The following is a 22,641-nucleotide window of genomic DNA, read 5'->3' as shown; positions in this document are numbered from 1 at the left end:
GAACAGGGGAGGGGATTGCCCCATTTCTCCCGCTTTCGAGTCGTTTTCGCCCGCCATTTACGTTAAAATTGCGCCGCTTTTTCTCCCTGGCTGCCAATGGATGATGCTGATGAAAGACTTTCTGATTGCCCCCTCGATCCTCTCTGCCGATTTTGCCCGTCTGGGTGACGACGTAGCCAAGGTACTGGCTGCCGGTGCCGACGTGGTTCACTTCGACGTGATGGACAACCACTATGTCCCCAACCTGACCATTGGCCCCATGGTCTGTCAGGCACTGCGTGACTTTGGTATCGAGGCTCCCATCGACGTGCATCTGATGGTCAAGCCGGTAGATCGCATCATTCCCGATTTTGCCAAGGCGGGTGCTTCCCTCATCACCTTCCATCCGGAAGCCTCCGACCATGTTGACCGCTCTTTGGGCCTCATCAAGGAGATGGGCTGCCAGGCGGGTCTGGTGCTCAATCCGGCGACTTCGCTCTCCTGCCTCGAGTGTGTGATGGACAAGCTGGACGTGATCCTGCTGATGTCGGTCAACCCGGGCTTCGGTGGCCAGAGCTTCATCCCCGGCACCCTCGACAAGCTGCGTCAGGTACGTCGTTTGATCGACGAGAGCGGCCGCGATATTCGCCTCGAGATCGATGGCGGGGTCAAGGTCGACAATATTCGCGAGATCGCCGAAGCGGGTGCCGACATGTTCGTGGCCGGCTCGGCCATCTTCGGCAAGCCCGATTACAAAGCGGTGATCGACCAGATGCGTGCGGAGCTGGCTCATGTCAAACGCTGAGCGCGCATTTGATCTGGTGCTGTTCGATCTGGACGGCACCCTGATTGACAGCGCCGCCCAGCTGGCGCTGGCAGTCAATCTGACTCTGGCTGATCTGGGTCTGGAACAAGCAGATGAAGCGGTTATCCGTACCTGGGTCGGCAATGGTGCCGACAAGCTGATCCAGCGGGCCCTTGCCTATCGCGAGGCGGACCCCGAGCTGTTTGCCAAGGCCAGACCGATCTTTTTCCAGCACTACAACGCCTGTTTGCTGCAAGGGCTGGCGATGTATGACGGGGTGGCGCAGAGTCTGCGTCGCCTGCAAACTCTGGGTTATCAGCAGGCCATTGTGACCAACAAGCCGAGCGATTTTGTCGCGCCTATTCTTGATGCCCTCGGTATCAGCGATTGCTTCGCGCTCTGGCTCGGCGGCAACTGCGTACCGGTCAAGAAGCCGAGCCCGGAACCCTTGCTGCACGCCTGCCAGGAGCTGGGAGTGAGCCCGGCTCGTACCCTGATGGTGGGTGACTCCGAAAATGATGTGCTGGCGGCCAAGGCGGCCGGCATGAAGGTGGTGGGCCTGACCTACGGTTACAACTATGGTCGCCCCATTGCCGACTCCCGGCCTGACTGGGTGTTCGAACACTTTTCCCAGCTCGATGCGCTGCTGAGCTAAGCGCGCCGCCGGACTGGCTGAATTACAAGGATTACTACTCTCATGACCAAACCAATCGTATTGAGCGGGGCGCAGCCCTCCGGTCAGCTGACCATCGGCAACTACATGGGCGCGCTGCGTCAGTGGGTTAACATGCAGGATGAGTACGACTGCCTCTACTGCATCGTCGACCTGCATGCCATCACCACCCGCCAGGATCCGGTGGCTCTGCGCAAGGCCTGCCTCGATGCGGCTGCCCTCTATCTGGCGGTCGGTATCGATCCCAAGAAGAGCACCGTCTTTATCCAGTCTCACGTGCCGCAGCACGCCGAGCTGGGCTGGATCCTCAATTGCTACACCCAGATGGGTGAGCTGTCGCGCATGACCCAGTTCAAGGACAAGTCCGCCCGTTTCGAGAACAACGTCAACGTCGGTCTGTTCGGTTATCCGGTGCTGATGGCGGCCGATATCCTGCTCTATCAGGCCAATCAGGTGCCGGTCGGCAACGACCAGAAGCAGCATCTGGAGCTGACCCGCGATATCTGCACCCGCTTCAACAACCTGTATGGTGAGGTGTTCACCATGCCGGAACCCTTCATTCCGACCGAAGGGGCGCGGGTGATGAGCCTGCAGGATCCGACCAAGAAGATGTCCAAGTCTGATGACAACGAGGCCAACTTCATCGGTCTGCTGGAAGATCCCAAGCAGATCGTCAAGAAGATCAAGCGTGCGGTGACCGACTCCGACGATCCGGCAGTAGTTCGCTTCGATCCGGAGAACAAGCCCGGTGTCTCCAACCTGCTGACCCTGATGTCCGGTGTAACCGGTCGCTCCATCCCCGAGCTGGAACAGCATTTTGAAGGCAAGATGTATGGCCATCTCAAGACCGAAACCGCCGAAGCAGTCGTCGCGCTGCTGGAGCCGATTCAGGCCCGTTTCAATGAGCTGCGTCAGGATGAGGCCCATCTGATTGCGATTTTGGCCGAAGGGGCACAAAAGGCGCGTGAAAGGGCTGAAAAAACTTTGACCAGCGTATATGATGTAGTCGGCTTCGTTCCTCGAGCCTGACATACTGGGAAGGTGTAGTAGAAGAGAGCTGGGTATTTGCCTGGCTTTCTTTATTTTCCCCAGCTCTATTTTGTTTAATTTTATTATTCCAACCCGGGATATATCCCCAAGAGTACCCATGTCTGTTCAACCAAATATTTCAATTGAAGAGCTGAGTGACAAAGGTCACTGGCTGCGTAAATTTCGCAAGGCGAAAAACCTCAATACCCTGCAATTGATGGTCTCCAATGCCATCGACAAGCATCACAAGACCGCTGCCATCGCTGCCGCCATCTATCTGGCCGAATGTCAGCGTGAGCGGGAAATGGAGCAGGGTCGTTTTCTCGATCGTTAATATTCTGCCGTTGGTTATCTTATGTTGCTGTTAATTGATAACTACGACTCCTTTGCCTGGAATCTGGTGCAATATTTTGGTGCGCTGGGTCAGGAGGTAGAGGTCAGACGCAATGATGAACTGACGCTGACTGATATCGAGCAGTTATCTCCCCGTTTTCTGGTTATCTCTCCCGGTCCCTGTACTCCCAACGAGGCAGGTATCTCTCTCGACGCCATCAGCCACTTTGCTGGCAAGTTGCCCATTCTCGGCGTCTGCCTTGGTCATCAGTCGCTGGCGCAGGCGTTTGGGGCCCGCGTGGTTCGCGCGCGTCAGGTAATGCACGGCAAGACTTCCCTTATCCGCCATCGCGGCGAAGGGGTATTCTGCGGTCTCAAGGATCCCTTGCGGGTGACCCGTTATCACTCACTGGTCGTGGAGCGCGAGACGCTGCCCGACTGCTTCGAGATCACCGCCTGGAGCGAGCATGCCGATGGCTCGTTCGACGAGATCATGGGAGTGCGACACAAGACGCTCAACATCGAGGGTGTGCAGTTCCATCCGGAGAGTATTTTGAGCGAGCAGGGTCATTTGTTACTGGCCAATTTTCTGACACGTTCATAAAAAGTTGTGACCGCCTTCTCAATATCGAGAGAAGGCAAAAAAAATTTCTCTGACACTTTATTCACCCCCTCTCCTGCCCAAATTATCTCTTGCCAAGCCCCCCTGAGTCGTTATGCAATGCGGTTGCCTAAAATATCAGGGGCAGTCGAACATTGTTCCTTACAGGCCCTCTTGTTACAGACTTTTTACTTTATTTCTGTGATAATCCCGTCACGTTTACACGGATTTAACTTTTGGGCGGTGGATTATTCTGTCGCCGAATCGAAGGAGAGCTATATGTCAGAGTTGTTGGCAGTGACACGTGAAGTGTTTGATGAAGTGATGGTTCCCAACTATGCGCCGGCCAAGATCATCCCGGTTCGTGGCGAAGGATCACGTGTCTGGGATCAGGATGGTCGCGAGTATGTCGACTTTGCCGGGGGCATCGCCGTAAACGGCCTTGGCCACTGCCATCCCAAGCTGGTCGAAGCCCTGAAAAGCCAGGGCGAGAAGCTGTGGCACCTCTCCAACGTGATGACCAACGAGCCGGCCCTGCGTCTGGCCAAGAAGCTGGTCGCCGCCACCTTTGCCGACAAGGTCTACTTCTGCAACTCCGGCGCCGAGGCCAACGAGGCCGCTCTCAAGCTGGCCCGTCGCTACGCCATCGAGAAGTTCGGTGAGCAGAAGACCCAGATCATCGCCTTCAATCAGGGCTTCCATGGTCGCACCTTCTTTACCGTCAGCGTCGGCGGTCAGGCTGCCTACTCTGATGGTTTCGGGCCCAAGCCCGGTGACATCACCCACGTCCCCTATAACGATCTGGCCGCGCTGGCTGACGTGATCTCCGACAACACCTGCGCCGTGGTGATGGAGCCGCTGCAGGGGGAGGGGGGCATCATTCGTCCAACCGACGAGTTTGCCAAAGGGGTGCGCGAGCTGTGCGACAAGCACAATGCCCTGCTCATCTATGACGAAGTGCAGTCAGGTGTCGGTCGTACCGGCGAGCTCTACGCCTACATGGGGCTTGGCGTCACGCCGGATATCCTTACCAGCGCCAAGGCACTGGGGGGCGGTTTCCCCATCGGAGCCATGCTGACTACCAGCGAAATCGCCTCTTACCTGAAAGTGGGCACTCACGGCTCTACTTACGGCGGCAACCCGCTCGCCTGTGCGGTGGCGGAAGCGGTGATCGATGTAGTCAACACCCCGGAGGTGCTGGCTGGCATCAAGCAGCGCGAGCAGCTGTTCCGCGAGGGGCTTGAAGCCATCAATGCCAAGTACCACTGCTTCAGCGAAATCCGCGGCAAGGGCCTGCTGCTGGGGGCCGCTCTGAGCGAAGAGTACAAGGGGCGCTCGCGCGACTTCCTGCTGGCTTCCATCGATCAGGGGCTGATGGCACTGGTTGCCGGTACCAACGTGGTCCGTTTTGCCCCCTCGCTGGTGATCCCGGAAGCGGACATCAAGGAGGGGCTGGCCCGCTTCGAGAAGGCGGTCGCCCAGGTGGTTAACGCCTGATCCAAATTGAGGTGGGGAGCCCTCCCGGCAGGAGCCGGGACCCCACCTGACGTCAATGAAAGGGAGTTGTCATTTATGTTGGTTATCCGTCCCATCGAGCAAAAAGATTTTGCCGGGCTCAAGACCTGCGCCATCGAGTCCGGCACCGGCATGACCTCGTTGCCTGTCAACGATGAGCTGCTGCAGCGCAAGATTGATGCTTCCACCCAAACTTTCTCCGACAAGCCGGCCGGCAAGGGGGACTGCCTCTACTTCTTCGTGGCAGAGGATCTCGAGACTGGCGAAATGGTAGGGACCTGCGCCATCGATGCGGCAGTCGGTCTCTCCCAGCCGTTTTACAACTACCACATCGGCAAGGTGGTGCACTCCTCACCCAAACTCGGCATTTACAACGTCGTTGAAACCCTGACTCTCTCCAACGACTACACCGGCAACTCCGAGCTCTGCACCCTGTTCTTGCGCGAATGTGCCCGCGAGGGGCTCAACGGTCGCCTGCTCTCCAAGCACCGTTTTCTGTTTATGGCCGAGCACCCGGAGCTGTTTGACGAGACCGTCTTCGCCGAGATGCGCGGCGTCTCCGATGCCAACGGTCACAGCCCCTTCTACGAGTGGCTGCAAACTCACTTCTTCTCGATGGACTTTCCCACCGTCGACTATCTCACCGGTATCGGCAAGAAGCGCTTTATCGCCGAGCTGATGCCCAAGTACCCCATCTACGTCAATTTGCTGAGCAACGAGGCGCGGGCCGTCATTGGCCAGACCCACGAGAAGACCCGCCCCGCCATCAAGATGCTGCAGGATGAGGGCTTCGTGAACCGTGGCTATGTCGATATCTTCGATGCGGGCCCCACTGTCGAATGCGACGTGAAGAATATCCGCAGCGTGCGCCGCAGCAAGAAGCTGCGGGTGCTGGTGGGTGAGCCCATCGGTGGCAAGACCCACCTCATCTGCAACAGCCGCTTTGAACAGTACCGCGCCTGCTACGGCAATATCCGGGTCGATCTGGACAAGCACGAGGCCATCATTCCGCCCAAGATGGCGGCGGCACTCAAGGTGCAGGATGGCGACATGGTGCGGGTAGTCGACCTCGACTGAGGCAGACAGGACAAGCAAACCGATTATCAAGCAGGCAGCCGAGGCTGCCTGTCAGCGACAGGGAGTGAATGGATGAGCCAGTTAGTGCAATTTATCGACGGTCAGTGGCTTGCCGGTGAAGGCAAGCCGTTCGAGTCACGGGATCCGGCCAAAAACGAGGTGATCTGGCAGGGCGCTGCCGCCAGTGCGGCTCAGGTCGATGCAGCCGTCAAGGCGGCCCGCGCCGCCTTCTACCACTGGTCTGATATGGATCTCGAGGATCGCCTGACCATAGTGCGTCGCTATGCCGACCTGCTGGGTGAGCACAAGGAGGCGTTGGCACTCACCATCGCCCGCGAAACCGGCAAACCGCTGTGGGAGACCCGCACCGAAGTGGCCGCCATGCAGGGCAAGATCGCTATCTCCATCCGCGCCCATGACGAGCGCACCGGTACGGTGGAAAACCCCATGCCGGGCGCCAAGGCGTTTGTCCGTCACAAGCCCCACGGTGTGGTGGCGGTGTTCGGCCCCTACAACTTCCCGGGCCATCTGCCCAACGGCCATATCGTGCCGGCGCTGATCGCGGGCAATGCCGTGGTGTTCAAACCCTCCGAGCTGACCCCCATGGTGGCGGAAGCCATGCTCAAGGTGTGGCAGGAGGCGGGGCTGCCCAAAGGGGTCATCAATCTGGTGCAGGGCGAGGTCGAGACCGGCAAGGCGCTGGCTGGCCACGCTGATATCGATGGCCTCTTCTTTACCGGTTCATCCCGTACCGGCCATTTCCTCCATCAGCAGTTTGCCGGCCAGCCGGGCAAAATTCTGGCTCTCGAGATGGGTGGCAACAATCCGCTGATCGTGAAAGACGTGAGCGATATCGACGGCGCCGTCCATGCCATTGTCCAGTCGGCGTTTATCACCTCCGGCCAGCGCTGCACCTGCTCGCGCCGCCTGTTTGTCGAACGCGGCGAGCGTGGCGATGCTCTGGTCAAGCGACTGGTCGAGGTGGTCGGCAAGATCAAGGTCGGCCTCTACGACGCCGCCGAGCAGCCGTTTATGGGGGCGATGATCAGCGAGAAAGCTGCGATTGGTATGGTCGAAGCACAAGCCAACCTGCAACAGCTGGGCGGCGAGAGTCTGCTCACCCTCAAGCATTTGGAAGCAGGAACCGGATTTGTCTCCCCGGGCATCATCGACGTGACCGCGGTCAGCGCGCTGCCGGACGAAGAGTACTTCGGTCCGCTGCTGCAGCTCATTCGCTATGACGATTTCGATGCGGCCATCGATCTGGCCAATGCCACTCGCTACGGTCTCTCGGCCGGTCTGCTGGGGGACAAGGAGGTGGACTGGAATCACTTCTTCAAGCGGATCCGTGCTGGCATCGTCAACTGGAACAAGCCCATTACCGGTGCCTCCAGTGCCGCGCCGTTTGGCGGTATCGGCGCTTCCGGCAACCACAGGGCGAGTGCCTACTACGCCGCTGACTACTGTGCTTATCCGGTTGCCTCCGTGGAAGACAGCAAGGCCGCTATGCCGGAGCAGCTGTCTCCTGGCTTGACGTTTTAAGAGAAAATGGGGATGCCAATGCAGCAGAGATGGCTCAACGCCGCCGACTACTGTGTCATATCCCCGGTTGCATCCGTAGAAGACAGCAAGGCGGCAATGCTGGAACAGCTGTCTCCCGGTCTGAGCTTCTGACAATAACGACAGGGGCATCCGGCGGGTGCCCCGACCTGTACCCGCAATCAAAGGAAAGAGAGATGCAAAAGGATATCGACACCCTGTTCAGTCATCTGTGGGACAACTACATCAAGGTGACGCCGAGCGCCCTCAAGGTGCACACCCTGCTGGGTGGCGGCGAGCCTATCGTCAACGATCACGTGGCGTTTCGTACCTACAACCTGCCCAAACTGGGGCTGGAGAAGCTGGCCGCCCACTTTCTGGCGCTGGGGTATGAGCAGAAGGGCGAGTACGTCTTCAAGGCCAAGAAGCTCTACGCCAAGCACTTCGAGCATAAAGATCCGGACGCTCCCAAGGTATTTATCAGCGAGTTGAAGGTTGAGGAGCTCTCCCCGGCTGCGCAGGCCATCATCCACAAGCTGGCCGATCAGGTGCCCGAGCATCTGACTGATACCCCGGCGTTTCTATACGCCGGTGCTCCCTGGCAGGTCTCTTACGCCGACTACCAGACCCTGCTTGCGGAGAGCGAGTATGCAGCCTGGATGGCTGCCTGGGGCTATCGTGCCAACCATTTCACGGTCAATATCAACAAGTTGAAGGATTTCGACACCATCCATCAGGTCAATGCGGCGCTCAAGGCGGCCGGGTTCGTGCTTAACAGCGTGGGCGGCGAGGTGAAAGGGGATCCGCAGGTCATGCTGGAGCAATCCTCCACCATGGCCGACAAGGCGGATGTGCCGTTCAGCGATGGTGTGCGCACCATCCCGAGCTGCTTCTATGAATTCGCCCTGCGCTACCCGCAGCCAGACGGCGTACTCTATCCGGGCTTCGTCGAGGCGTCGGCCGACAAGATCTTCGAATCGACCAACGCGATGTAAAGGTTGGTGACAGGCACGGGTTGTGCCGTGCCACTTGGCATGAGAACGCCTCCCTTGCGGAGGCGTTTTGTTTGCCGCGGGTGGTGGCGTCCTCTCAGGTTATCAATGACTTAAGAGGAGAGGGGTTATGAGTTTTGCTGGTGTTTGGCGTGGCCGAATTGTTGATAAAAATGTGAACGAGATCACTCGATACGCCACATATTGACGCAGGCAAGCGGGCAAAAAGGAGTAGAATGACGCTTTATTTTTGCGGGGCCAATCGATGCCTAATTATCACTTTTTCAAGCAAGGTCAGTCGCTTACCTATCTCGATGCGAATGCACCCAGCTATAGCGATGAGCGTCGACATCTGGTTGCGCAGGGTTTTGCTGCCATTGCTGCGCCCACCTTTGCAGATAGTCCGAGCAAGGCGTTGGAGTTGCTGTGCGCTCATCAGAAGCAGCATGAGTTGCATGCCGATAGCTTTACTCTCACTGTGTCTGAAGTGCCTGCGTCTGCGGCCTCCCTCTCGGGCAAATAGGTCGGGTCGGGCAAATAGGCGCCAGCCAGAGAGGAGTCGGGGAGCTGTCAGGCTCCCCGAAAATGATTGCAGTTGTGCCCTGGCACGGTGGCAATGTCCCTGTTATCTCGGGTGCCATTCTCCCTCAAGCACCAGCACGGTATCCATACCTGCCGCCTTGCCTGCCTCAAGCCCGATCTGGGTATCTTCAAACACCAGACAGTTGGCCGGATTGGCCCCCAGCTGTTCGGCCACCTGCAAGAAGGTGTCCGGGTGCGGCTTGTGGTTGATGACGTCATCGGCGCTCACCACCACAGAGATATAGGAGTCGAGACCGGTACTCTTCAGGATCGACTCCGCCTGATTGCGCGGTGAACCGGTACCAATCCCCATCGGCACCTTGCCGTGGTAGTGCCTGACCAGCTCCCACATCCGGGGGAAGACGCTGACCTTGTCGATATGCTCCATGTAGAGGGCAATCTTGCGGCGGGCGAAGGCGTCGGCGTCTACCTCCAGTCCCTGCTGCTCGGCCAGCATGGCGATGATCTTGCGAGTCGGAATGCCACCGTACTGGTAGAGCTGCTCCCGCTTGAAGGGGATGCCGAATTCGGCGCAGGTGAGCTCCCAGGCATCGAGATGGAGGGGCATGGAATCAACCAGAGTGCCATCCATATCGAAAATCAGGGCATCGTAGTGATCAAACCGGTACTGCTCGCTCATGGGGACTCCTTGGCTAAATAGGGCAGGCTAGCAGATCGGGGGCTTTGATTGTGGGATCGGCCTCATGGTTGAGGATGGCCGACCGTGGTTTTTTCTCTCTCTTGCTGATTTGTGAGACAATAATTCGCTCAATGCCGGATCCTTTGGCATATCAGATTAGCGAGTCCTCTTATGTCCCCGAAAACCATCTTCTCGAGTGTGGCGCTGGTGATCGCGCTGGGATCACTGGAAAAAAGCATCGTCACTACCCCGCTGCCCATGATTGGCGCCGAGCTGCATGCCGGTGGCGCCCTCACCTGGGTGGTCACCGCCTACCTGCTGGCGGCCACCGCCGTGCTGCCCCTTTACGGCAAGCTGAGCGATCTTTTTGGCCGGGTGCGGATGCTCAATATCGGCATCGGCCTGTTTCTGGCGGGCTCGGTGGCCTGCGCCCTCTCCCAGGATCTGCAGACCCTGCTGGCAGCACGGGTGCTGCAAGGGCTGGGAGGCGGCGGCCTGATTGCCCTCGCGTTTACCGTGATTGCCGATACCATTCCGCCGCGGGAGGTGGGCAAGTATCAGGGCTACATCTCGGCGGTCTATGCGGTCTCCAGTATCGCCGGCCCCTTGCTCGGCGGCTATTTCACCGAGCAGCTCAGCTGGCGCTGGATCTTCTGGATCAACCTGCCGCTCGGGGCGCTGGCGGTCTTTCTCATCAACCGCAACCTCAAGCAGCTCAATGTGCGTCGTCACAGTCGCTTCGACTGGAAGGGGGCGGGTCTGCTCATTACCGTCACCACGCTCACCCTGTTGCTGCTCTCGCCGGAAGCGGCGTTGCCCGCACTCTGGCTTTCGGCGGCGCTGGGCGTTGCGCTGCTGCTGCTCATTCTGATTGAGCGGCGTGCCCAAGACCCGATATTGCCCGCCCATCTGGCCCGGCTGCCCGGCTATCTGGTGAGCGTGCTGCTGGTGATGCTCTCCCAGTTGCTGATGTTTGCCGTGCTGGTCTATCTGCCGTTGCAGATGCAGTGGCAGAAGGGGATGAGCGCCAGCGAGAGCGGCGCAATCATGGTTATCTTCATGATCTGCATCACCGCCGGGGCCTTTGTCGGTGGCAAGCTCATCGGGCGAACCGGTCACTACAAGAGCTTTGTGGCGGTGGGCTTTGGCCTCGCGGCGGTGGCGCTGTGGCAGATCCACTTCGATGCCTGGGTCAGACTGGCGCTCGGGTTTGCCGGTATTGGTCTCGGTCTGGTGCTGCCCGCCCTTTCCGTGGTGGTACAGAATGCCCTGCCACGGCAGGATCGCGGCATCGGCATGTCGCTGTTCAACTTCGGGCGGGAGCTCGGCGGTGCCGTCGGCGTGGCCATCTGCTCCATGCTGTTCCACTTCCGCCTGCCAGCCGGCAGCGATGGCGATCTGAGCCGGCTCGCGCCCAATCTGCTGGCCCCTGGCTTCAGCGCGACCTATATCGGCATGGCGCTGATCGCCACGCTGGCGCTGCTAATCACCCTGCTGGCGTTGAAGCGCCATGAGCTGGCCTCCATCAGCGCCTGATCCAGCCTGTGCCGACATTGGCTCACCATAGATAGCATCAGGGCTCCCCGCGGGGAGCCCTGATTGTTATTTGGTGAAAGAGCGGCAATCATCATCAAGCCATACGCGGGTTACTCCTGCGCCGGACTCTCCTTGCCCGCCAGCTGGCTCAGCCAGGCGAAGCGGCGGTTGGCCTCCTGCTCCGCCTCTTCATAGAGCTGGCTGGCCACCTCCGGCAGCTGGCGCTCCAGCCGCTGGAAGCGGGGCTCGTGGCGCAAGGTCTCGGCCAGCGAGGCATTGGGTGCCCGGGAGTCGAGCGCCAGCGGCAGTTTGCCCTCGTCAGCGCGGCGCGGGTCGAAGCGGTAGAGCGGCCAGAAGCCGGTGGCGGTCAGCTGCTTCATCTGCTCGTGGCTCTCGGCCATGTCGTAGCCATGCTCCTCGCAGGGGCTGTAGGCGATGATGAGTGAGGGGCCCGGGTAGGCTTCAGCCTCCTGAATCGCCTTCACCGTCTGGTTCATCTGGGCGCCGAGGGAGATCTGCGCCACATAAACATGGCCATACATCATCACGCTGGCCCCGAGATCCTTGCGTGCCTTGCGTTTGCCCTGCTCGCCAAACTTGGTGATAGCGCCAAGCGGGGTCGCCTTCGACTGCTGACCGCCGGTGTTGGAGTAGCACTGGGTGTCGAGCACCAGCACATTGATGTTCTCCCCCAGACTCAGTACATGGTCGAGCCCGCCAAAGCCGATGTCGTAGGCCCAGCCATCGCCGCCGATGAGCCAGACCGATTTTTCCACCAGATAGTCCGCATCGCGGGCCAGCTCAAGGGCTGCTGGTTCCCGGCTCTGTTGCAGCAGCTCCCGCAGCTGCTGGATATGGGCCCGCTGCTCGGAAACTGGCAGAGTGGCATCGCCGAGCACCTCGCGCAGCGCTGCCGGTATGGTGTCGCCCACGCTCGCCAGCAGACGGCGCACCCGCTCCCTGTGCTGATCGACGGTGAGACGGAAACCCAGTCCGAACTCGGCGTTGTCTTCAAACAGCGAGTTGGCCCAGGCTGGCCCGCGCCCCTCGGCGTTGGTGGTGTAGGGGGTGGTGGGCAGGTTGCCGCCATAAATGGACGAGCAGCCGGTGGCGTTGGCAATCAGCAGCCGGTCGCCATAGAGCTGGGTCAGCAGCTTGATGTAGGGGGTCTCGCCACAGCCGGAGCAGGCGCCCGAGTATTCAAACAGTGGCGAGATAAGCTGGGAGGTGCGGATGTCGATGCGCTCCAGCTGCTCGGCACTGCGCTCGGGCAATTCGAGGAAGAAGTCGTAGTTGGCCTTCTGCTCGTCGAGGTGATCGAGCCGCGACGCCATATTGATCGCCTTGCGATCCGGGTTGCTGCGATCCTTGGCCGGGCACACCTCGACGCAGAGGTTGCAGCCGGTGCAATCCTCCGGCGCCACCTGCAGCACGTACTGCTGGCCGCGCATGTCACGGGATTTCACATCCAGCGCATCCAGGGTGGCGGGAGCATCGGCCAGCGCATCCGGTTCTACCACCTTGGCGCGAATGGCCGAGTGGGGACAGGCGGCAACACAGTAGTTGCACTGGGTACAGAGCTCCGCCTCCCAGATGGGGATCTCCTTGGCGATGTTGCGCTTCTCCCAGCGGGTGGTGCCGACCGGCCAGGTACCATCTGGCGGGAAGGCCGAGACCGGCAGGCTGTCACCCAGCCCTGCCAGCATGGCGGCAGTGACGGTCTGGACAAAATCGGGGGCCTTGGCGGAGACCACCGGCGGGCGCGGGCGGCTGGCGGGATCCAGCTCACCCAGCGGCACTCGGGTCAGAGCGGCGCAGGTTGCCTCCAGTGCCTGCCAGTTGCGCTCAACCAGCGTCTGCCCCTTGCTGCCATAGCTGGTGGCGATGGCTTGTTTCAGCAGGCTGGTCGCCTCTGCGGGGGGGATGATGGCGCTGAGCTGGAAGAAGGCCATCTGCATCACGGTATTGATGCGGTTGCCAAGCTGGCAGTCGCGGGCAATTTTGGCGGCGTTGATGATGTAGAAGCGCGCCTCTTTCTCGCGCAGGGCATGCTGCACCTCGCTGGGTAGTCGTTGCCAGATCTCCGCTTCGCTGTAAGGGGTGTTGAGCAGGAAGATGCCACCCGCCTTCAAGCGCTCCGCCATCCGGTACTTGTCGACAAACTGCCACTGATGGCAGCCGATAAAGTCCGCCTCTTCCACCAGATAGGCCGATTGCAGCGGCCGCTCGCCCACCCGCAGGTGAGAGACGGTGAGGCCGCCCGCCTTCTTGGAGTCGTAGACGAAATAGCCCTGCGGATAGAGGTCGGTGTGGTTGCCGAGGATCTTGATGCTGTTCTTGGCCGCCGAGACGGTGCCATCGCTGCCAAGACCGTAGAAGAGCGCCTCCAGCTTCTGTTGCTGGCTGTGGATGGGGCTTGAGGCGTCCTGCGCGGGTAACGGTAGCGAGAGACCTGTGATGTCATCGAAGATGCCGACGGTAAAGCGCGGGCGCGGGTTCTCTTGCGCCAGTTCGGCAAACACCGCCAGCGCGCAGGCGGGGCCGAACTCTTTGGAAGAGAGGCCGTAGCGACCGCCGATAACCCGCGGCAGACTTGCCCGCTCGCCCCGGCTGACCGCTTCGGCCAGCGCCGTCATCACGTCGAGATAGAGGGGCTCGGCCTGAGCGCCCGGCTCTTTGGTGCGATCCAGCACGGCGATGGAGCGGGCACTCTCGGGAATCGCGGCCAGCAGGTGCTCGGCCGAGAAGGGACGGAACAGCCGCACCTTCACCAGCCCCACCTTCTCCCCTTGGGCCAGCAGGCGCTCGATCACCTCCTCACAGGTGCCGATGGCCGAGCCCATCAGCACCACTATCCGTTCCGCCTGTGGGTGGCCGACATATTCAAACGGCCGGTAGTGGCGGCCGGTCTGTTCGCCAAAAGCCTGCATCGTCTCGCTCACATGACCATAGGCGGCGTCATACCAGGGGTTGCTCGCCTCCCGGCACTGGAAGTAGGTGTCCGGGTTGGCGGCGGTGCCGCGAATGACCGGTTTGTCGGGGGTGAGCGCCCGGTCGCGATGGGCGCGGATCGCATCTGCGGGCAGCAGGGCTCGCAGGGTGTCGTCAGCGAGCGGCGCTATCTTGGCGATCTCGTGAGAGGTACGAAAGCCGTCGAAGAAGTGGATAAAGGGGAGGCGGCTGTTGAGGCTCGCTATCTGGGAGATCAGGGCAAAGTCCTGCGCCTCCTGCACATTGCTGGCACAGAGCATGGCGCAGCCGGTCTGGCGCACCGCCATTACGTCCGAGTGATCGCCAAAGATCGATAGCGCATGGGTCGCCACGGTGCGCGCCGCCACATGCAGCACAAAGGGGATAAGTTGACCCGCCAGCTTGTAGAGGTTGGGGATCATCAGCAGCAAACCCTGCGACGAGGTAAACGAGGTCGCCAGCGCGCCGGTCTGCAGGGCGCCGTGGACGGCGGCGATAGCCCCCCCTTCCGATTGCATCTCGACAACCCGGGGCACATCCCCCCAGAGGTTCTTGCCCCGCTCGCTCGACCAGGCCGACGACTGCTCAGCCATGGCCGAGCTGGGGGTGATGGGGTAGATGGCGATGACTTCGCTGGTGCGGTACGCCACCGAGGCGACTGCGTTATTCCCGTCTGTGGTGATCATGTGTTTTCCACTTTGCTATGCCAGTTTGAAGGCCGATAGTTGCATCGGCAATGGATAGGTCGCAGGCATAGTAAGAGGGGCAATGAGAGCGTATCAAACGGGATAAATAATCAATTAATAAGTCAGTAATAGTGGTTAATTTAATCCCGTCGCATGGGTGCATGATTTTCTGCTGACAGCCGACGAGGTGGCGGCTGACGGGCCATTGGCATGGCCCGTCAGCACTGGGTTAACCCTGCTCCACTTGCAGCCAGATGGCGCACTGGTAAGGGGCGAAGAGCTGCATCGGTTCGCTTGGGTAATTGGCCAGCAGCAACCGCATCTCGTCTGCCACCTTGTCGAAGTGGGGCATCGGCAAGGGGTTCGCCGTGAGATTGGCGAGCAGCAGCAGGGTGTGCCGCTCTCTGCTGGCCGGATCCTGCCAGTGGCGGCGATAGCCGATACGCTCGGGGTCATCCCCATCCAGCAGCTCGAAATTGCCGTGGCGAATGACCGGGTGAGCCTTGCGCAGGGCGATAAGCTGGCGATAGCAGTGAAACGGCGAGTCGGGGCGGGCCAGCTGTTCGGCGGCGTTTATCTCGATGTGATTGGCGTTGAGGGCAATCCAGGGCGTGGCCGTGCTGAATCCGGCGTGGGGGCCTGCGTCCCACTGCATCGGGGTGCGGGCGTTGTCGCGGCCGATGGCATCGAGCCGCCGACTCAGCTCGGCAGGATCCAGCCCTGACTGGCTGGCGCGGTAGTTGATGGCCTCCACATCGCGCAGCTCGCCCGGCTGCCAGTGGCGGTTGGTCATGGCCAGCTCCTCCCCCTGATAGATGAAGGGAGTGCCCTGCATCATGTGCAGCACCATGGCCCACAGCTTGGCGCTGGTTTCCCGCCACTCTGGCCTGTCATCGCCAAAGCGGGAGACGGCACGGGGCAGGTCGTGGTTGCCGAGAAACAGGCTGTTCCAGCCACGCCCATGCAACCCCTGCTGGTGGCGGGTCATGGCTCGCTTGAAGGCGAGGGGATCAAAGCGGGATGACCACTTGTCACTGCCCAGCCCCAGATGCTCGAAGTTGAACACCATGCTGAACTCGCTGCCATCCGTGCTGGAGTAGTGCTGCATATGGGCGAGATCGGCCCCCCAGGTCTCCCCCACCGTAATGATCCCCTTGCCGCCGAAGCTCGCAGCATTGAGCTCACGGATATAGTCGTGCAGGCGCGGGCCATTGCTCATGGCAAGCCGGTCCCACTCCTTGCTCACCATATCGATCACATCGAAGCGAAATCCCTTGATCCCTTTGCCCAGCCAGAAGTTGATCACCGCCGCCATTTCGGCCCGCACCGCCGGGTTGTCCCAGTCCAGATCGGCCTGACTGGGATCGAAGTTGTGCAGGTAGTAGCGATCAAGCTCCGGCACATACTGCCAGCCGCTGCCGCCAAAAATCGAGGTAATGGGGTGAGCATCGACAAAGGCTTGATCCCGGAATACGTAATAACCCTGATAACGGGGATCGCCAGCCAGAGCCTTCATAAACCATCCGTGCTCGGTGGAGGTGTGGTTGGCAACGATATCCATCATGATGCCGATGCCATAAGCGGCCGCTTCGGCTATCAGCAGCTCCATCTCGGTCAGGGTGCCAAAGGCGGGGTCGATGACACGGTAGTCCGCCACGTCATAGCCGTTGTCCCGCTTGGGGGAGCGATAGATGGGGGTGAGCCACAGCATATCGACCCCGAGGGTGGCCAGATAACCGAGGCGCTGACGAATACCGTTGATATCGCCCATGCCGTCGCCATCGCTGTCCTGAAAACTCATGGGATAGATCTGGTAGATGACGCAGCTATCGAGGTCGATATCGGGTGTGTGGAGAGGTTGCGGGTTCATCAGCTTGGCCGGTTGGGGGAGAAGATTTTCTATCTTACGCAGATGAACGGGTACTCGACAGGGCAGGGGAAACCTTGAAAAGGGTTCCATAGTTGGCTGATTGCCAAAAGTGCGGGAAGGGTCACAAAGGTGCCATCCCGGGCCACGGTGGTGGTCGGGATGGCACGGTACTTAGCGCTGATATTCTGCAGGAATACAGGCTATTGAGCAGCCTTGGCCTGCTCGCTGCGCTGCTCCTGCTGGCGTTCGGTCTGGGCTTCCAGCTCCTTGCCGAGGAAGTAGTTCAGGAAGGTGCGGATCACCGCGATGATGGCAAGGCGGATCAGCTCCTCCTTGCTCGGCGCGACCGTGGTGGCCAGGATGTCGGCGGCGAGCTGGAACTCCAGCGCCAGAATGAGCCAGCTGCCAAAGCAGAGGCGAATGCGCGGAAAGCCCGGTTCGTGATCCTCCATCCGTGCCGCCAGCCAGAGGGTCTTGCCAAGCCCTATCACCACACAGGCGATGGAGATGATCTCCAGCAGCAGCTGGAACAGCTCGACCCCGTGCATCATCCCTTCTCTCAGGCTCGCTATCTCAAACACTCGGGTCACCTCCCTGATTCAAAAGAGGACACTATTAACACATCGCTCGGCAAAGGCCAAATCCGTCTCAGGCAATCAGTTTGAATTCAATTACATAGAGTGGCGGCAGGGCGGGGTAGATGTCGCGGATCACCAGCTTGAGCTCAGGGAGGGTCATGTTCTCCTGACGGGCGTGCTCCTCATTCAGTTCATCGAAGGCCACTGCGTCGACTGAGAGCACTTCGATGGTGCCAAAGGGTTGGTGCTCAGGGTTGGTAAACAGGGCCAGCCGCTGGCCGGGCTGCCAGTTGGCCTCGCTCTCGTCGCGGATGGTGATGGTCTTGCGGCCTGCCTGAATGTCGGCGACGAAGCGGCTGAAGAAGGTGAATTCGGGATGGGTAGACATGGATCTCTCCTGACAGGGTGAATCGAAATCAAAGGTCGAGATAGGCGCGCAGCCTGGCCAGATCGGCGATGACGGGGCCGTCACTGCCGTCGGCAACTATGCCCTGTTCGACCAGCTCCTTGAGGGCGCGGCGGTAAACCCGCTCGGTGGTGCCGAAGCGCGCCGCCTCATGGGCCCGCTTGCGTGACCCCAGCATGGGGGTGCGCTGGCGTTCTCGCCACAACTCGTAGGCGATGTTGTAGGCGATGGGGTGGAGCAGGCGGCTGGTGGTGATCTCCAGGGTATCGAGATAGTCGCTGGCAAGCGCCGCAGCGAAAAAGAGGGTCAGCTCGGGCTCGGTCAGCAGACGTTGGGCCAGCTTGTGGGCACAGATGACCCGGGCGTCCAGCTCGGTCTCGGCCACCACGTTCCACTGCACCGGGGTGGCACTGAAGAACTCCATTTCGCCGAAGATCTGGCTGTGACACTCAATCTCGCCAAGCTGGAAGATGCGGCCCGAGTGGACGGCGCTATTGAGGGAGACCCGCCCTGCGCCCACCAGATAGAGCTGCTCGCTCAGCTCCCCCTGCCGCATGATCAATTCGCCCGGCAGGTAGCGACGCAGAAACAGGGTGCACGCTTCCAGCGCTGCGGCAAAGCGGGGCTCCAGTTTGGCGAGTTCGGCGTGAAAACGACCGAGGGGATAGGGCTGTTGCTGCATGACGTACCTGTCGCACCGATGACGAGGGCCATGAGGCTAACAAGAGCGCGAGCCGGATACCAGCCCGCCTCCTGTCGAATGTGCCGTGATTAACGGTTTGCGGGTTATTGCACCAGAGCGTGGAGGGCGGCGGCGATGGCGTTTCGCTCGCCGTTCATCATGGCCTGCTCAGCGTTGGCGTACTCATTGACCCCATCTTGCACATCCTGCTCGAACAGCACCACGTTGCAGAGCACGGCGGCAACCCGTACCTTGCGCAGGCGCCCCACGGTCAGCAAAGAGGCAGTTTCCATGTCTGCCCCGAGCACGCCACGGGCATGCCAGTAGCGGCACACCTCCTGCTCGTCATCCCGATAGAAGCTGTCGTGGGAGCGCACCAGCCCGTGCCAATGAGGTTGGCCGCTGGCCGCTACCTGATTGAGCAGGGCGGCCTGCAGCCAGATGTCGGCGCAGGCGGGGTACTCGGCAGGCAGATAGGCCTGCGAGGCCCCCTCATTGCGTACCGCCCCTTCCACCACGATAAGGTCGCCAAGGCCGATGTCGTGCTGCAGGGCGCCGGCGGAGCCGACCCGAATAAGCGAGCGGGCCCCCGCCTGCACCAGCTCCTCCAGCGCTATGATGGCCGAGGCGCCGCCGATGCCGGTGCTGCAAACCGTGATGGGTTGCCCCTGATAACGGCCGTTGATGAGACGAAACTCCCGGTTTTGCCCCAGCACCTCACACTGTTCGAGCTGGCTGGCGATGCGATCAACCCGGGCCGGGTCGCCGCACAGCACCACCCGCTCGGCAATCTGGTCGGGGCGGCACTGGAGATGGGGTAGCAGCGTCATGACCTATACCCCTTGTGGCTGGCGCTTGGCGGCAATCACCCAGAGGCGGGTGCCGTTGGCGGCGATAAAGAGCAGGATCAGGTATTCGAGCGACATGGCGTAGACACCCTGCGCGGCATAGATACCGATGCTGATGATGTTGATGACCACCCAGAGGATCCAGTTCTCCACGTATTTGCGGGTCATCAGGATCTGTGCCACTACCGAGAGCACCGTCATGGTGGCATCCCAGAACGGGAAGGCATCAGGGGAAGGCTCGGGAGTGGCAAGTCCGGCACCAAACAGGTTGAGCAACGCGACCGAGGTACGCGCCAGCGCCGCAAATACCGGGTCGATATAACGGGTCAGCAGGGCGATGGCCAGCACGCTCACCAAGGCAGTGACGATGAGCTTGGATTTGCTGAGCCAGCGGATCTGCAGGGTATCCCCCTGAGCGTTGGCGGGACGGGTCCAGGCGTACCAGCCGTAGACGTTGGCGCAGAAGAAGAACAGCTGCAGCAGCAACAGCCCGTAGAGCTGGATCTGGAAGAAGATGATGGCAAACAGGGTGACGTTGATAAGACCGAACAGGTAGTTGATGGTCTTCTCCTGACTGGCGAACCAGATACAGGCCAGACCGAACAGGGTACCGATGGCTTCAATCCACGACATGGCGTAGCCGCCACCCAGCGGGATGGTCACCAGGGTGTTATTGATGCTGAACAGCTCGAATATGCTCATTTTCTGATCCTTGGCATGGAGGTAGTGCGAGGGTGCCATTCTAGGTGGCGCGGCAGCTGCCGGGCAGGACTTTTGTCCCCCCTGTGCTTGGCACACATCAAAGAAATCCAATCCGATGACCGCCTATTCAAGCGCTGATGGGTTATGGTGCGATAGCTGGCCGGACTTTATTGATATGTAACAAGACCATAGCCTCATGGCTGTGGTCTGATAGAGTCCACTCTCCGGGAGGAGAATCGTGTTGTAAAAGGAGGTTTCATTGAATTCCGAGCTTGTCTGGGTGCTCTCTCTGCTGGCGGGTGCCATCTATCTCTTCATGACCAATAAAGTCCGGATGGACGTGGTCGCCCTGTTGATCATCATCCTCTTTGTGCTGAGCGGCACCCTCACTCTGCCTGAGGCGCTGGCGGGCTTCAGTGATCCCAACGTTATTCTGATTGCCGCCCTGTTCGTGGTCGGGGAGGGGCTGGTACGCACCGGTATCGCCTATCAGGTGGGGGATGCGCTGGTGAGGGTGGCAGGCAGCAGCGAGACCAAACTGCTGGTGCTGCTGATGGTTGCGGTGGCAACGCTGGGGGCTGTGATGAGCAGCACCGGGGTGGTGGCCATTTTCATCCCGGTGGTGCTGAGCGTGGCGAACCGGATGGGGATCCCGGCTGGGCGGCTGATGATGCCGCTCGGCTTTGCCGGGCTTATCAGCGGCATGATGACGCTGGTGGCGACACCGCCCAACATGGTGGTCAACAGTGAACTGATGCGTCATGGCATTCACGGCTTCACCTTTTTCAGCTTCACCCCGCTGGGCGCCCTGATCCTGCTGTGCGGGATTGTCTACATGCTGCTGGTGCGAGGTTCCCTGGTGGGCGAGGGGGAAGAGGGCAAAGGCAAGCAGAGCGGACGCCGCACCTTTCGCGACCTTATCCGCGACTATCGCCTTACCGGCCGGGCTCGCCGGTTGGCGCTGCGCTCCGATTCACCGCTGATTGGCCATACCCTGGATGAGCTGCAACTGCGCGCCCGCTATGGCGCCCACGTCATCGGGGTGGAGCGCTGGCGCAAGTTTCGCCGGGTGATGGTGCCGGTCTCGGGGATCAGTGAATTTCAGGCCAGGGATGTGCTGCTGATCGACATGTCCGATCCCGAAATCGACATTCGCGAGTTTTGCAGCGAGGCGCGCCTTGAGCCGATGATCCTGCGCGGTGACTACTTCTCAGATCAGGCTCGGGAGGTGGGGATGGCCGAGGTGTCGCTCATCCCCGAGTCGAGCCTGCTTGGCAAAACCGTACGCGAGGTGACCTTCCGCTCCACCTATGGTTTGAGCGTGGTGGGGCTGCGCCGGGATGGCGAGACGATGGGTGGCAAGCTGGTGGATGAGCCGCTGCAGATGGGGGATACCCTGCTGGTGGTGGGCAACTGGAGCCATATCAGGTTACTGCAAACCCATAGCCGCGATTTCCTGCTGATGGGGCTGCCGGCTGAAGTTGATGAGATGGCGCCGGCTCGCAGTCAGGCCATTCACGCCCTTATCTGCCTCGGGGTGATGATCCTGTTGATGGTGACCGATCCGGTGCCCAACGTCATTGCCGCGCTGATCGCCTGTCTGCTGATGGGCAAGTTTCGCTGCATCGATATGGAGAGCGCCTACAAGTCGATCCACTGGCCGACCCTGATCCTGATTGTCGGCATGTTGCCCTTCGCGCTGGCGCTGCAAAAAACCGGCGGGGTGGATCTCATTGTGGGCGGGTTGATGAGCGCAGTGGGGGAGATGGGGCCGCGAGTGATGCTGGCCAGTCTGTTTGCCCTCTGCGCCGTGATCGGGCTCTTTATCTCCAACACGGCGACGGCGGTATTGATGGCGCCGATTGCTTTGGGCACGGCGCAGCAGATGGGGGTATCGCCCTATCCGTTTGCAATGACCATCGCCATCGCCGCCTCGGCTGCCTTCATGACACCTGTCTCGTCACCGGTGAATACCCTGGTTCTGGGGCCGGGCAACTACAAGTTCGCCGACTTTATTCGCATCGGCGTCCCCTTTACCCTGCTGGTAATGGCGGTGAGCGTGGTAGCCATTCCCTGGTTCTTCCCGTTCTGACCATTCGATGCAAATAGGTGTTTATCTGGCGGCCTGCGGGCCGCTTTTTTATGGACGATGAGAAGATCGGGAAGTGGGATCAGCAGGAGAGTGGGCAAAAAGAGGCAAATTTCAGATACAAAAAAACCAGCATAAAGCTGGTCTGTTTGGTACTTCTTTCAATGGTGCGGAAGGAGAGACTCGAACTCTCACGCCTAGGGCGCCAGAACCTAAATCTGGTGCGTCTACCAATTTCGCCACTTCCGCAAATTGATGGTGGCTATGACGGGATTCGAACCTGTGACCCCCGCATTATGAGTGCGATGCTCTAACCAACTGAGCTACATAGCCTTTGTTATCGACCACAAAGTGGAAGAGAACAGAATAATGGCTGGGGCACTAGGATTCGAACCTAGGTATGGCGAGATCAAAACCCGCTGCCTTACCGCTTGGCGATGCCCCAACAGTGTTCTTTGCAATCAGATGATTGAAGGAACGTTTTTCAAAAATGGTGGCTATGACGGGAT

Annotated in this window: 20 protein-coding genes and 3 tRNA genes; 12 read left to right on the top strand and 11 right to left on the bottom strand. The window is 60.2% G+C overall.

Annotated elements, in window-relative coordinates; translation table 11 throughout:
• The first annotated feature begins 109 nt into the window (after positions 1–109).
• The 10 genes from rpe (at position 110) to LG31_RS0117480 (ending at position 9,066) form a co-directional block, all read left to right on the top strand.
• Positions 110–784, top strand: coding sequence for a ribulose-phosphate 3-epimerase (rpe, locus tag LG31_RS0117525; protein WP_033115700.1), 675 nt, complete (start codon positions 110–112; stop codon positions 782–784).
• Positions 771–1,439, top strand: a complete 669-nt coding sequence (locus LG31_RS0117520) for a phosphoglycolate phosphatase (RefSeq protein WP_033115699.1) — start codon at positions 771–773, stop codon at positions 1,437–1,439. Before rpe ends, LG31_RS0117520 begins: the two co-directional genes overlap by 14 nt.
• A 42-nt stretch (positions 1,440–1,481) precedes the next feature.
• Positions 1,482–2,486: a tryptophan--tRNA ligase gene (gene trpS / locus LG31_RS0117515; protein ID WP_019446357.1), complete on the top strand. Its 1,005-nt coding sequence runs from the start codon at positions 1,482–1,484 to the stop codon at positions 2,484–2,486.
• A 118-nt stretch (positions 2,487–2,604) separates the two neighbouring features.
• The gene (locus tag LG31_RS0117510; RefSeq protein WP_019446358.1) at positions 2,605–2,820 is read left to right on the top strand and encodes a hypothetical protein; all 216 of its coding nucleotides are present in this window, start codon (positions 2,605–2,607) and stop codon (positions 2,818–2,820) included.
• A gap of 21 nt (positions 2,821–2,841) precedes the next feature.
• Entirely contained in the window at positions 2,842–3,423 is a 582-nt protein-coding gene (locus LG31_RS0117505) for an aminodeoxychorismate synthase component II (protein WP_033115698.1), read from the top strand.
• A gap of 276 nt (positions 3,424–3,699) precedes the next feature.
• Positions 3,700–4,917, top strand: a complete 1,218-nt coding sequence (locus LG31_RS0117500) for an aspartate aminotransferase family protein (RefSeq protein ID WP_033115697.1) — start codon at positions 3,700–3,702, stop codon at positions 4,915–4,917.
• A gap of 75 nt (positions 4,918–4,992) precedes the next feature.
• Entirely contained in the window at positions 4,993–6,012 is a 1,020-nt protein-coding gene (gene astA / locus LG31_RS0117495; protein WP_033115696.1) for an arginine N-succinyltransferase, read from the top strand.
• A 72-nt stretch (positions 6,013–6,084) separates the two neighbouring features.
• Positions 6,085–7,554, top strand: a complete 1,470-nt coding sequence (astD, locus tag LG31_RS0117490; protein ID WP_033115695.1) for a succinylglutamate-semialdehyde dehydrogenase — start codon at positions 6,085–6,087, stop codon at positions 7,552–7,554.
• 194 nt (positions 7,555–7,748) lie between these two features.
• Entirely contained in the window at positions 7,749–8,546 is a 798-nt protein-coding gene (locus LG31_RS0117485; RefSeq protein ID WP_033115694.1) for a DUF1338 domain-containing protein, read from the top strand.
• 262 nt (positions 8,547–8,808) lie between these two features.
• On the top strand, positions 8,809–9,066 hold the full coding sequence (locus tag LG31_RS0117480; protein WP_033115693.1) for a hypothetical protein: 258 nt from the start codon (positions 8,809–8,811) through the stop codon (positions 9,064–9,066).
• 102 nt (positions 9,067–9,168) lie between these two features.
• Here LG31_RS0117480 and LG31_RS0117475 read toward each other — a convergent pair whose 3' ends face one another.
• On the bottom strand, positions 9,169–9,765 hold the full coding sequence (locus tag LG31_RS0117475; RefSeq protein WP_033115692.1) for an HAD family hydrolase: 597 nt from the start codon (positions 9,763–9,765) through the stop codon (positions 9,169–9,171).
• Between the two features lie 171 nt (positions 9,766–9,936).
• Here LG31_RS0117475 and LG31_RS0117470 point away from each other — a divergent pair, with 171 nt between their 5' ends.
• The gene (locus LG31_RS0117470; RefSeq protein ID WP_033115691.1) at positions 9,937–11,301 is read left to right on the top strand and encodes an MDR family MFS transporter; all 1,365 of its coding nucleotides are present in this window, start codon (positions 9,937–9,939) and stop codon (positions 11,299–11,301) included.
• Positions 11,302–11,411: 110 nt separating this feature from the next.
• Here LG31_RS0117470 and nifJ read toward each other — a convergent pair whose 3' ends face one another.
• From nifJ to pnuC, 7 genes are all read right to left on the bottom strand, one after another.
• Positions 11,412–14,957, bottom strand: coding sequence for a pyruvate:ferredoxin (flavodoxin) oxidoreductase (nifJ, locus tag LG31_RS0117465; protein WP_033115690.1), 3,546 nt, complete (start codon positions 14,955–14,957; stop codon positions 11,412–11,414).
• 229 nt (positions 14,958–15,186) lie between these two features.
• Positions 15,187–16,827: an alpha-glucosidase gene (locus LG31_RS0117460; RefSeq protein ID WP_033115689.1), complete on the bottom strand. Its 1,641-nt coding sequence runs from the start codon at positions 16,825–16,827 to the stop codon at positions 15,187–15,189.
• Between the two features lie 200 nt (positions 16,828–17,027).
• Positions 17,028–17,408: a DUF1622 domain-containing protein gene (locus tag LG31_RS0117455; protein ID WP_033115688.1), complete on the bottom strand. Its 381-nt coding sequence runs from the start codon at positions 17,406–17,408 to the stop codon at positions 17,028–17,030.
• 67 nt (positions 17,409–17,475) lie between these two features.
• On the bottom strand, positions 17,476–17,793 hold the full coding sequence (gene yqfB / locus LG31_RS0117450; RefSeq protein WP_033115687.1) for a N(4)-acetylcytidine aminohydrolase: 318 nt from the start codon (positions 17,791–17,793) through the stop codon (positions 17,476–17,478).
• A gap of 28 nt (positions 17,794–17,821) precedes the next feature.
• Entirely contained in the window at positions 17,822–18,493 is a 672-nt protein-coding gene (locus LG31_RS0117445; protein WP_033115686.1) for a Crp/Fnr family transcriptional regulator, read from the bottom strand.
• 104 nt (positions 18,494–18,597) lie between these two features.
• Positions 18,598–19,323 carry a nucleoside phosphorylase gene (locus LG31_RS0117440; RefSeq protein ID WP_033115685.1) on the bottom strand — a complete coding sequence of 242 codons (726 nt, stop codon included), beginning with the start codon at positions 19,321–19,323 and terminating at the stop codon, positions 18,598–18,600.
• 3 nt (positions 19,324–19,326) lie between these two features.
• Complete coding sequence (gene pnuC / locus LG31_RS0117435; RefSeq protein WP_033115684.1) at positions 19,327–20,043, bottom strand: nicotinamide riboside transporter PnuC; 717 nt, start codon at positions 20,041–20,043, stop codon at positions 19,327–19,329.
• 259 nt (positions 20,044–20,302) lie between these two features.
• Here pnuC and LG31_RS0117430 point away from each other — a divergent pair, with 259 nt between their 5' ends.
• Positions 20,303–22,135: an SLC13 family permease gene (locus LG31_RS0117430; RefSeq protein ID WP_033115683.1), complete on the top strand. Its 1,833-nt coding sequence runs from the start codon at positions 20,303–20,305 to the stop codon at positions 22,133–22,135.
• Positions 22,136–22,297: 162 nt separating this feature from the next.
• Here the strand turns inward: LG31_RS0117430 and LG31_RS0117425 are convergent.
• From LG31_RS0117425 to LG31_RS0117415, 3 genes are all read right to left on the bottom strand, one after another.
• Positions 22,298–22,381: transfer RNA gene (locus tag LG31_RS0117425), tRNA-Leu, on the bottom strand.
• Between the two features lie 7 nt (positions 22,382–22,388).
• Positions 22,389–22,465, bottom strand: a tRNA-Met gene (locus LG31_RS0117420).
• A gap of 37 nt (positions 22,466–22,502) precedes the next feature.
• A tRNA-Gln gene (locus tag LG31_RS0117415) sits at positions 22,503–22,577 on the bottom strand.
• Positions 22,578–22,641: the final 64 nt, after the last annotated feature.

This window comes from Aeromonas lacus, assembly GCF_000764665.1.
Taxonomy (GTDB): domain Bacteria; phylum Pseudomonadota; class Gammaproteobacteria; order Enterobacterales; family Aeromonadaceae; genus Aeromonas; species Aeromonas lacus.
This window is presented reverse-complemented; position numbering and strand designations above follow the sequence as displayed.

What these genes read in the sequence shown, in the direction of transcription:
- LG31_RS0117510 (WP_019446358.1), top strand. Translation starts at nt 2,605, where the DNA reads ATGTCTGTTCAACCAAATATTTCAATTGAAGAGCTGAGTGACAAAGGT.
- LG31_RS0117485 (WP_033115694.1), top strand. Translation starts at nt 7,749, where the DNA reads ATGCAAAAGGATATCGACACCCTGTTCAGTCATCTGTGGGACAACTAC.
- LG31_RS0117445 (WP_033115686.1), bottom strand. Translation starts at nt 18,493, where the DNA reads ATGCAGCAACAGCCCTATCCCCTCGGTCGTTTTCACGCCGAACTCGCC.
- astD (WP_033115695.1), top strand. Translation starts at nt 6,085, where the DNA reads ATGAGCCAGTTAGTGCAATTTATCGACGGTCAGTGGCTTGCCGGTGAA.
- yqfB (WP_033115687.1), bottom strand. Translation starts at nt 17,793, where the DNA reads ATGTCTACCCATCCCGAATTCACCTTCTTCAGCCGCTTCGTCGCCGAC.
- LG31_RS0117505 (WP_033115698.1), top strand. Translation starts at nt 2,842, where the DNA reads ATGTTGCTGTTAATTGATAACTACGACTCCTTTGCCTGGAATCTGGTG.
- pnuC (WP_033115684.1), bottom strand. Translation starts at nt 20,043, where the DNA reads ATGAGCATATTCGAGCTGTTCAGCATCAATAACACCCTGGTGACCATC.
- trpS (WP_019446357.1), top strand. Translation starts at nt 1,482, where the DNA reads ATGACCAAACCAATCGTATTGAGCGGGGCGCAGCCCTCCGGTCAGCTG.
- LG31_RS0117520 (WP_033115699.1), top strand. Translation starts at nt 771, where the DNA reads ATGTCAAACGCTGAGCGCGCATTTGATCTGGTGCTGTTCGATCTGGAC.
- LG31_RS0117440 (WP_033115685.1), bottom strand. Translation starts at nt 19,323, where the DNA reads ATGACGCTGCTACCCCATCTCCAGTGCCGCCCCGACCAGATTGCCGAG.
- LG31_RS0117475 (WP_033115692.1), bottom strand. Translation starts at nt 9,765, where the DNA reads ATGAGCGAGCAGTACCGGTTTGATCACTACGATGCCCTGATTTTCGAT.
- LG31_RS0117480 (WP_033115693.1), top strand. Translation starts at nt 8,809, where the DNA reads ATGCCTAATTATCACTTTTTCAAGCAAGGTCAGTCGCTTACCTATCTC.
- LG31_RS0117470 (WP_033115691.1), top strand. Translation starts at nt 9,937, where the DNA reads ATGTCCCCGAAAACCATCTTCTCGAGTGTGGCGCTGGTGATCGCGCTG.
- astA (WP_033115696.1), top strand. Translation starts at nt 4,993, where the DNA reads ATGTTGGTTATCCGTCCCATCGAGCAAAAAGATTTTGCCGGGCTCAAG.
- LG31_RS0117500 (WP_033115697.1), top strand. Translation starts at nt 3,700, where the DNA reads ATGTCAGAGTTGTTGGCAGTGACACGTGAAGTGTTTGATGAAGTGATG.
- rpe (WP_033115700.1), top strand. Translation starts at nt 110, where the DNA reads ATGAAAGACTTTCTGATTGCCCCCTCGATCCTCTCTGCCGATTTTGCC.
- nifJ (WP_033115690.1), bottom strand. Translation starts at nt 14,957, where the DNA reads ATGATCACCACAGACGGGAATAACGCAGTCGCCTCGGTGGCGTACCGC.
- LG31_RS0117460 (WP_033115689.1), bottom strand. Translation starts at nt 16,827, where the DNA reads ATGAACCCGCAACCTCTCCACACACCCGATATCGACCTCGATAGCTGC.